Source organism: Streptomyces ossamyceticus (genome assembly GCF_001418475.1).
Lineage (GTDB): Bacteria > Actinomycetota > Actinomycetes > Streptomycetales > Streptomycetaceae > Streptomyces > Streptomyces ossamyceticus.
Map to the genome: position 1 here is coordinate 1 of NZ_LIQX01000334.1, position 9,238 is coordinate 9,238.

The 9,238-nt window shown below is 65.7% G+C and carries 11 protein-coding genes and 1 pseudogene; 5 read left to right on the forward strand and 7 right to left on the reverse strand.

The genetic code is table 11. From position 1 onward, the window contains the following. From AOK15_RS24250 to AOK15_RS24265, 4 genes are all read right to left on the reverse strand, one after another. The coding region (locus AOK15_RS24250; protein WP_157870354.1) for a DUF2637 domain-containing protein at window positions 1-299 on the reverse strand (299 nt) is incomplete at its 3' end. 74 nt (window positions 300-373) lie between these two features. Then, the gene (locus tag AOK15_RS24255; protein ID WP_055520327.1) at window positions 374-553 is read right to left on the reverse strand and encodes a hypothetical protein; all 180 of its coding nucleotides are present in this window, start codon (window positions 551-553) and stop codon (window positions 374-376) included. 83 nt (window positions 554-636) lie between these two features. After that, the gene (locus AOK15_RS24260) at window positions 637-1,983 is read right to left on the reverse strand and encodes an FtsK/SpoIIIE domain-containing protein (protein ID WP_055520329.1); all 1,347 of its coding nucleotides are present in this window, start codon (window positions 1,981-1,983) and stop codon (window positions 637-639) included. 2 nt (window positions 1,984-1,985) lie between these two features. After that, entirely contained in the window at window positions 1,986-2,315 is a 330-nt protein-coding gene (locus AOK15_RS24265) for an SCO3933 family regulatory protein (RefSeq protein WP_055520332.1), read from the reverse strand. Window positions 2,316-2,480: 165 nt separating this feature from the next. On the opposite strand from AOK15_RS24265, the gene AOK15_RS24270 reads away from it, so the two are divergent. The 4 genes from AOK15_RS24270 (at window position 2,481) to AOK15_RS45195 (ending at window position 6,866) form a co-directional block, all read left to right on the forward strand. After that, window positions 2,481-3,272: a GntR family transcriptional regulator gene (locus AOK15_RS24270; protein ID WP_055520333.1), complete on the forward strand. Its 792-nt coding sequence runs from the start codon at window positions 2,481-2,483 to the stop codon at window positions 3,270-3,272. Continuing rightward, entirely contained in the window at window positions 3,272-3,937 is a 666-nt protein-coding gene (locus AOK15_RS24275) for a YdcF family protein (protein WP_055520339.1), read from the forward strand. Before AOK15_RS24270 ends, AOK15_RS24275 begins: the two co-directional genes overlap by 1 nt. Before the next feature lie 709 nt (window positions 3,938-4,646). Further along, window positions 4,647-5,945 carry a DNA cytosine methyltransferase gene (locus tag AOK15_RS42620; RefSeq protein WP_205632217.1) on the forward strand — a complete coding sequence of 433 codons (1,299 nt, stop codon included), beginning with the start codon at window positions 4,647-4,649 and terminating at the stop codon, window positions 5,943-5,945. Window positions 5,946-5,999: 54 nt separating this feature from the next. Beyond that, window positions 6,000-6,866, forward strand: coding sequence for a hypothetical protein (locus AOK15_RS45195; RefSeq protein WP_157870355.1), 867 nt, complete (start codon window positions 6,000-6,002; stop codon window positions 6,864-6,866). 324 nt (window positions 6,867-7,190) lie between these two features. Here AOK15_RS45195 and AOK15_RS24285 read toward each other — a convergent pair whose 3' ends face one another. Further along, window positions 7,191-7,583 (reverse strand): hypothetical protein, encoded by a 393-nt coding sequence (locus AOK15_RS24285; protein WP_055520341.1) that lies wholly within the window; start codon window positions 7,581-7,583, stop codon window positions 7,191-7,193. 72 nt (window positions 7,584-7,655) lie between these two features. Further along, window positions 7,656-8,132: a GNAT family N-acetyltransferase gene (locus tag AOK15_RS24290; RefSeq protein ID WP_055520337.1), complete on the reverse strand. Its 477-nt coding sequence runs from the start codon at window positions 8,130-8,132 to the stop codon at window positions 7,656-7,658. Window positions 8,133-8,202: 70 nt separating this feature from the next. Between AOK15_RS24290 and AOK15_RS24295 the strand changes: the two genes are divergently transcribed. Further along, window positions 8,203-9,027 carry an exodeoxyribonuclease III gene (locus AOK15_RS24295; RefSeq protein ID WP_107099505.1) on the forward strand — a complete coding sequence of 275 codons (825 nt, stop codon included), beginning with the start codon at window positions 8,203-8,205 and terminating at the stop codon, window positions 9,025-9,027. A 101-nt stretch (window positions 9,028-9,128) separates the two neighbouring features. Here the strand turns inward: AOK15_RS24295 and AOK15_RS47160 are convergent. After that, window positions 9,129-9,238, reverse strand: a pseudogene (locus tag AOK15_RS47160) (MerR family transcriptional regulator); the annotation flags it as partial.

Sequence of the window (9,238 nt, forward strand, 5' to 3'; positions counted from 1 at the left end):
GCGACGAGGATGCGCAGCCAGGCCGGGACGTGTTCGAGGTCGAGGACGCCCGCGGTGGCGATGTTGGCGCCGAGCGAGGCGACCAGGGCGATCAGGAACCAGAACCAGGCCGTCACGGACCGGTCGGCGCGCAGCCGGTGCAGGACACAGACCAGCAGCAGGTCGACCGAGACGGGGTAGGCCCAGGCTTTCCAGCCGGTCTGGCCGGCGGCTTGGGCAAGGTCGTGCAGGTGGGCGAAGGACAGGGCACCGGCGATCACGGCCAGGACGAGCACGACGGCCCGGATCTTGAGCGGCACGAGTCTTCACCTCCCTTTCAGGGGGATCGGGCCGGGCCGGGAGCGTGTGGTTGGCCGCCCGGCCCCGGCGGGGTTCAGTCGGCGGCTTCGCCAGAGCCCCAGCAGGTCAGGCACATGGCGCTCTGCCGGTGGTCGGTCGCGCGGCCCTTGCGGGCGCCGACGCGGACGGTTTCGGTGATCTCGCCCTTGCCGTCGCAGTCGGGGCACTTCGGCACGGCAGGCTTGACGGTCTTGGTGCTCTTGCGCGGTGCCATGAACGATCTCCGTTCGGTTTTCGGCATGGCTCGGGTAGGGACCTGGCGTGAGACGGTCACGCCGACCGTGGGAAGCGGGGGTGCTACTCGGTGACCGGGCGGGGCTTCACGCGCGGCGGGACGGCCGGCATCGGCGGCACGACGATCTGACTGACCGGCCGGAACGGCGCGAGGAACGGCAGATCCGGAGTGAGGTGCGCGAACTCCCGGCAGACCGCCGCAGCATCAGCCGGGCTGATCTCGGGGGTGCGGATGCGGGACCAGCCACCGGAGGTGTCGCCGGCCACCGCCGTACCGGGACGGTTCGCCGCGATCGAGGTAGCCGCGAGGACCGCTTCCGGGGAGATGTCCCCCAGGCCCATCTCGGCGCTGGCCTTGTCGTTGACGCGGTGCACCACACGGCCGGTGAGCTGGGCACGCAGCGCGGTGGCGCCCTTGCCGAGGTCGGAGCCGAAGCGCTGCCCGCACACCTCCAGGTAGATCCCGATGGCGCGGGCCATCTGGCCCAGCCGGACCAGTTGCATGACCGTGCGGTCGCGGGCCGGTTCGTCCTTCTTGGAGATCACCATGAACAGCTCGGCGATCTCGTCGATCAGCACGACCAGCGGCACCGGCCGCAGATGCTCGGGCAGCTCCCACAGGTCCGACACCCCGTGCAGGGCGAGGAGATCGAAGCGCTCCTCCATCTCGACGACCAGTGCGTCTATCAGGCGAGCGGCATCCTCCGGGGTCGTGACCAGAGCCGACAGGCGCGGCGCGTAGCGGGACTGCTCGACCCCGCGCTTGCAGTCGATACCGATCAGCCCCACCGGCAACTGCGCGAGCCCCTTGATCAAGTTGCGCTGGTACATCGACTTCCCCGACTGGTTCGCACCCAGGGTCAGCGCCATGGGCACCGCGCGGTAGTCCCGCTCGAAGACCGAGCCGTCCTCGCGCAGCGCGACCGGGACGACCAGGTCATGGGGCCGGGCCCTACGCGGCAGACGGACCCGATTGAGCACGTCGTAGCCGGTCATCCGCAGCTCGACGAAGCCGGGCTTGGTCTCCACTACGGTCACCGAGCGCACACCCCAGGCGTGACGCAGACGCTCACACGACGCGGCGATGTCGGCGGGCTCCAGGCCGGCCGGGAGACGCAGCGTCACCCGCAGACCGGTCGGGGTCGGACTCACCCGGCGGACCTTCGGCGCCACCGGCCGCACCTCACTCCGGGCGATGTTGCGGGCGACGAAGGCGCGGAATCGAGACGGCTGCACCGTCAGCCCGCACACCTCCATGGTCGAGCTGTAGGTCCAGGTGAACCGGCCCCAGGTGACCGGCAGCCCGACCAGCGACCAGTACGCGCGCGGAGCACGCGCCTTCGCGTAGCCGATCCCACCGGCACCAGCGGCCACGGTCCCCAGTTCCACCCAGGGCGACAGGTCGGCCATGGTCAGGCCGCCGCAGTGATCGCGACCGCGCGGAACGAGATCCCGTGCCGCTTCTGGCCGTTGAACTCGTTCTCCCAGTCGCGCGCCTTGAGTCCGATGACCTTGACCGGCATGCCCGGCGCCAGACCCTCCGGGTAACCCGTCTCCGGGATGGTCACCTGGTACAGGTTCCCCTCCCCGTCGTCCGAGACCAGCAGGCCCACGGTCGACAGTGCCGCACCGGTCTCCCGGTCCATGGCCCGCTCACCGGTCTTGGCGTTCGCGAGCTTCGGCACCGGGGCGGTCGCCACGAACACCACAGCGCTCGAAGTGTCGATCTTGAAGGACGGCATGAAAGCACTCCCTGTGTCGATGCTTAGGAGGCAGCCCAAAGAAGGCCCTCCAGCCCCGCTGTCCTAGGACTGCGGGCGGCTTGAGATGACTTTGGCATGCAGTCCTGGGACTGTCAACAGTCCTGGGACTGTGCTTGACTTGGTCTTGTAGAGAGGAGCGCAACGATGACGCCCAAGTGGCGCGAGCTGGCCGACAAGCTGGCTGCACAGATCAAGTCGGGTGAGTACGCGCCGGGCGAGCAGCTTCCGCAGATCAGGGAGCTTGTTGCAGCAGGCGAGGGCTCCAAGTCCACCGTTCATCAGGCTTACAAGGCGCTAGAAGCTGAGGGCCTGGTGACGTCGTCTCGTGGTCACGGCACCGTCGTGAGGCAGCGCCTCCCGCTCAAGCGGCTTGGCATTGCCAGGTACGACAAGGCGAAGTGGCGGGATGGCGACGAGGTCGCCTTCATCGCGGACCGCGTTGCCTCCGGGCGAAGCTACCGGCGGAATGAACAGACCCAGACCGTCAGCCGCGTGGAAGCTCCCCCAGCGGTCGCAGCTGCGCACGGCCTGCCTGAAGGGTCAGAGGTATACGCGCGTGCGCGGCTGGTGAAAGAAGGCGATCAGCCGACCCACACCCTTACCAGCTACTACCGGCCCGAGCACGTCGAGGGGACGAGGCTGGTGGACCCGACACCCGGCCCAGCCGGCCGCGGCGGCGGATTCCGTGTGCTGTACGACGCGGGATACGAGATCGACCACATGAAGGAGGAGCTTTTCGCCAGGGCGCCCACCCCCCACGAAGCGAAGCTCTTGCAGTTGCCGCCGGGTGAACCTGTGGTTGAACTGCATCGGACGACGTACACGGCCTCTGGCACAGTGGTCGAGTTCGCCATCGGTGTGCACGCGGCGTCGCGCTTCGCTTGGGAGTACGACTTCAAGGTTCCAGACTCCGCGAGGGACCAAAAGGGGCAGTGATGATCTCGACACAGGCATGGGACGACACGCGACGCCTGTGGAGCTACCACCAGATGGGCCACACCCTGCGGCCGTGCTCAGTCGCTATCGGCCTGGGCAGCCATGACCTGGGTGTGGCCAATACGGCGGTCGAGCTATACAAGCGCGGCCTGGTCCCCCTGCTTGTGTTCACGGGAGCCACCAGCCCGACGACACGTGCACACATGCCGAGGGGTGAGGCGATCCACTACCGCGAGCGGGCCCTTGAACTTGGCGTACCCAGCTCGGCGGTGCTCGTCGAGCCGCAGGCCCGCAATACCGCCGAGAACATCCGCTTCTCCAAGGCCGTACTCGAAGACGCCCACGTGGACGTGTCCTCCGTACTCCTGATCAGCAAGCCATACGAAGAGAGGCGCGCATACGCCACGGCCTGCAAGGAGTGGCCCGAGGTGCAGTTCGTCAGTGCCTCCACCCCGATGACGCTTGAGGAATACGTCGATTCCATCGGGGATGCCCGCCTGGTCATCGACATGCTTGTGGGTGCCCTTCAGCGGTTGCTGATCTATCCCGAGCGAGGATTCATGATCAGTCAGCCGGTACCGGACGACGTGCGCGAGGCGTACGAGCGCCTTTGCGCCGAAGGGTTCACGAGCCGACTCATCCGCACGGACCAGCCTGCTGTCTAGCTGCTTGGCACCAGCAGGCGTCCCGGTGACGGGAGAACCCGACTCGGTCCGCATCACGGATGCCTTGCCCATGCACGGGGCGCCGCACATCCAGTCATGTGACGACTGCCAACTGACCCACCCGTAGACCATCCCACTGCGACCGACGGTCCCGACCTGTTACAGGTTTCTCTACCTCATCAAGCCCCGGCTGCGCTCCGCTCCGCCGGGCGCGCTTCCCGGCTCTGGCTGCGCCCGCGCTCCTGCCTTCGGCCCGCTCGGCGCCGCCGACGCCGACGCGCGCCCACACGTGGATAGGGCCGAGGGCCATGGGTTGAGCGCCGTGCAGAGCAGCCGTGCTCAGAACAAGCCTCCGGCGGGGGCGCTCAGGCTCCGAGATGGCAGGGGGCCCGGCGTGCGGGTGCCGGCCGTGAACGGTTGGTGCGGGGGCTCCCATCCCGTCTGCCGTCGACCCAGGCAGAGCCGAGCGGACGCGGCCCAGGGCGTCAAGGTCGTTCGTACAGTGGCGCGCTCCACCTTGACGCCCTGAACCACGCCCGCTCCACGGTGTGTGGGTCGACGGCAGACGGGATGGGAGCTGGGGAGAGTGATGGCTGAGGAGAGCGGCGGTCTAACCTCGCGGCCACTCAACGCAACAGTTGAATGACCCCAGAGTAGTCGCGATGCCGGTGATGCTAGGGTTTTCACCCTGATCATCAGGAGGCTTACTGTGGGTAGTCGAATCAACATCATTGAGGACGGTGTCGTACCAGCTATCCCTAAAACGACCTTCCAGGTCGTGGACCTCTTCTCCGGGGGCGGAGGTATGAGCTTCGGATTCCACGCTCATCCGCACTTCGAGGTGATCGGAGCGGCTGACGCCCAGCTGGGAAAGCCAAGTAGCCCAAAGGGCTCGCTGGCGTGTAATACCACGTATGAAGCCAACATTGGGATCACTCCAGTTGAAACCGATTTGGGGACAGTGGACCCTCAATCGTTGATGGATTCCATGGGTGTGACATCGCCGATCGATATCCTGTCCGCCTGTCCTCCATGCACAGGATTCTCGCGCACGAACGCAAAGAATCATCTGGAAGACGACAAGCGGAACAGCCTGGTCGGACGCACTATCGTCTATGTTGACGCCTTTCAGCCGCGAATCGTTGTGATGGAGAACGCCAGGGAGCTCCTTCAAGGGCGTTGGGCTCATCATTTTGAGATCCTGAGAAAGGGCCTTGAGGCTCGCGGATATACCGTTCACGCTCAGAATCACTTTCTGAACAGGTTTGGCCTCCCGCAGGTTCGTGAGCGAAGCCTTGTCATTGCAGTCGCTCCGGGTCTCGATCTACGCACCCTGGAGGATGCATGGGCCGGTCGCACACTGACTCAGGAGGCCACGAGCGTGCGACGCGCCCTCAACGGCCTGCCATCGATTAATGCGGGTGATGTGCACCCGGACGATGATGCACACGCGTCTCCGAGCTTCCATTCCGCAGCAACGCTTGGACGCCTACAAAAGATCCCTCATGACGGAGGGTCTTGGCGGGACCTTTTGCGTGTTCCGGGCGGGACTGAATACCTGACTCCTGCCATGCATAGGTCCGTGGCGAAGAAGGATTTCGGTAGTTTTCCCGACGTCTACGGACGTATGGCGTGGGACCGGCCGGCGCCCACCATTAAGCGGGAATGTGCGCATGTGGGGAACGGCCGCTACTCTCACCCTGCGGAGGATCGCCTATGCTCGGTTCGAGAGCTTGGAATCCTCAACGGATTTCCGCGAACCTACAAGTTCGAAGGTACGAGCCTCAGCAATAGGTACCGGCATATTGGTGATGCGGTACCCCCTCTCATTAGTTACCAACTTGCTTCGGTGTGCCACTGGATCCTGACTGGACAGCGGCCTAGCGTCGACGACCTGATCCTACCGGGCACGCACCTTCGCCCCGAGGACATTCGAGAGGCTGACGACTCCCTCACCGGCAATGAGAAGGGCGAAGCTGCTCAGGTGCGAGAGTTCGTAGCCGTGTAGCCTGCTGGATGACTCGCAAATTTCACTTTTATCGATCCCGTTAAGAGGACTGCGATGAATAGTGCTGCCCGCACCCAATTGATCGAAAGCATAGCGCAACTCGAAGATCATCAAGCGCACATCGTTCAAGAGGTGGCGGCACAAATCCAAGGGTCGACTGACGCCAGAGACGCCTACGCGCTGATAGCGAAGTGCGACGAAGCGCAACTCAGGCAGATTCGGAATATTGTCGATTCCATGCTGCGTCCCATGGTCGAACTGATCAATCCGCAAAGCACCCTCGTGTCCAATTCTTTCTCTGCGGAATTTCGAGCCCGCTTGCAGGCTCATCACGGAACCCATATTACGCCGCTTGACCGGTTGGCATTTGAGAACGCACTTGCAGCATCCTGCGCTGCTCAAGGTATGGCTGTCGAAATGGCGCCAAGCAAGACGACTCGCTTTTGGGATCTTCGAGTAGATGGCGAACAAATCTCGGCCAAGAGCACCAGCGCCAAGGATATTAAGCTTCATGAGCTGCATATCTCGAAACTGAGTGAGGGGGCATGGATTCAGGACTGCCGGTCGGCCCGAATGCGGTATGACGGCACGATGACTCTGCTCGAAGCGTTTTTGGCGGCGGTGCAGCGCTGGATCGTACTGCGTGCATACCGGCTCAAAAGCGAGCCCGATACTCTCATCTATGAGCTGGTTGAAGTTCCGATGGGTCTGTTCGCTGCCATAGAACACCTCAAGGTTCAACACTTCTCGTCCGACTCGCCTCGCATTGATGTGCATGACGAACAAGGGACGGCGCTACAACTTCTCCTCGACCGCAGCGACTCAAAGGTCACCATCAATAAGATCCCAAAGGATCGCTGCATCGTTCACGGAACTTGGAAACTCGAAGGTGTCTCTTCAGGTCCGTTGATCACGGGGTGAGGGGTGCGGCTAGACGTTCTAGCTGACAGGGCGCGGAGAGCAACGTGGTTGTGACCCTGATACGTCCGCCTGCGAAGCAGGGCAGTGCGAACACGTCGGCCGAGAGCAGCCGCAGAAGCCGTTACGGTACAGCACAGAAGTACAGCAACCGTGGCAACCACAGGTGACTTTCCGGAGCCACGAGCATCCATCAGACCAGGCTGGATAACCTCAGCGACCTTCCCGCCCGTAGTTCGCATCGAGGGGGTCTGGGGTTCAAATCCCCACAGGTCCACGCAGCTCAGAGCCCCCAGTGGTATCACCACTGGGGGCTCTGACGTGTTGTCAGACGGTTGTCGTGGGAGCGGCAGGCGTCAGGGCGGTGATCGTGTCGAAGTACGGCCAGCCGTCCAGTTCGACCGTGTGGGCGGACGGGGAGTGGTCCAGGGCGGGGGCCGCGGCGTCCAGGAGGCGGCGGACCGTGGCGGGTTCGTAGAGGTTGAGCCAGGTGTGGTCCGGGAGGCGGACCAGGTCGCCGGCCGCGAAGTAGCAGCTGGAGACGACCCGGTTCTCGGCCGGCGCGAAGACCAGGACCAGGCGGCGGCGCCCGGGACCCTCCGAGTAGAGCGTGAGCTTCAGTCGGCAGTGGCCGTGCGCGCGGTGGGAGCGTCGGCGGACCGTCCAGAGCCAGGTGGTGTCACCCACGACCATGCGGCGCAGGCGGCGGTTCTCTTTCACGGCGTCACGGTAGGGGGTGGGAGGTGGCGGCGGCACGGGGATTTTCCGGCCGCCCCTCTGCCCCCCGTCGGTTCAGAGCGGCTTCGCGAAGCAGAGGCTCAGTTCGTGGAAGCGGTAGTAGCCGAACTTGGCGCACGGCTCGTAGCCGCTGGAGGCGTAGAGGGCGACGGCCTCGGGCTGCTTCGTGCCCGTTTCGAGGACCATGCGCGTACGGCCGGCCGCGCGGGCGTCGGTCTCCAGCTCGGTCAGGATGCGGCGGGCCAGGCCCAGGCCGCGGGCGGCCGGGGTGACGTACATCCGCTTGATCTCGGCGTCCCCGTCCAGGTAGCCCTCGTCGCTCGTGTCCTGGGAGCGCCAGCCGCCCGTCGCGACCGGTCTGTCCTGGCCGTCGTAGGCGATCAGATACAGCCCGACCGGTGGCATGAAGTGCGCGGGGTCGACATGGGTGGCGTCCCCGCCGTCGCCGTAACGGACGGCGTATTCGGCCTGGACCTCGTCGTTCAGCTTGACGGCGTCGGGGTGGTCGAAGCGTACGGGGCGGATAATCATGTCGTGGATCGTACAACTATGCATGCGCCGGGTAGGGTGTGCGGGCTCGTCGGAATCTGGACACAGTCCAATGTACGGGTATCGTGCAGCGGTGCTCACTGTGACCTCTGTGAATGTGAACGGGCTCCGGGCCGCCGCGAAGAAGGGCTTCGTGGAGTGGCTCGGCGAAACCTCCGCGGACGTGCTGTGCCTCCAGGAGGTGCGGGCCGAGCCCGGCCAGCTGCCCGAGGCGGTGCGGGAGCCCGACGGGTGGTACGTCGTGCACGCGCCGGCCGCCGCCAAGGGGCGCGCGGGGGTGTCGCTGTACAGCCGGCGTGAGCCCGACCGGGTGCGGGTGGGGTTCGGGTCGGCCGAGTTCGACGGCACCGGACGCTATGTCGAGGCCGACCTGCCCGGCGTCACCGTGGCCAGCCTCTATCTGCCCTCCGGTGAGGTCGGGACCGAGCGGCAGGACGAGAAGGTGCGGTTCATGGGGGAGTTCCTGCCCTATCTGAAGGAACTGCGCGAGCGGGCCGCCGCCGACGGGCGTGAGGTCGTCGTGTGCGGCGACTGGAACATCGCCCACCGCGAGGCCGACCTCAAGAACTGGCGCGGCAACGTCAAGAACTCCGGGTTCCTCCCGGAGGAGCGCGCCTGGCTCAGCCGCGTCTTCGACGAGACCGACGGCGGTTACGTCGACGTCGTGCGCGCCCTGCACCCCGACGTCGAGGGGCCGTACACCTGGTGGTCGTACCGGGGGAGGGCTTTCGACAACGACAGCGGATGGCGCATCGACTACCACGCGGCCACCGCGCGGCTCGCCGGCAAGGCGGTCAAGGGGCTCGTGGAGCGGGCCGCCACGCACGCGGAGCGGTGGTCGGACCACGCGCCGGTGACCGTCGTCTACGACCTCTGACCGGCCGGGGAGGGCTTGACCGTCGGCGCCGGCCGCACTCCCTCCGGATCGCGGCCCACTTCGGCCGCACCCGCTCCGGGCGGCTGTGTGGTCGGCCCCGGCTAGGGCTGCTCGTCCTCCCGGCCGGCCTGCCGCAGGCGTCGGTCCAGGGCCATGGACAGTTCTGCCTCCGCCACGCTCTTCGCCAGGGGGCGGAGGCGTTCGAGGTCTT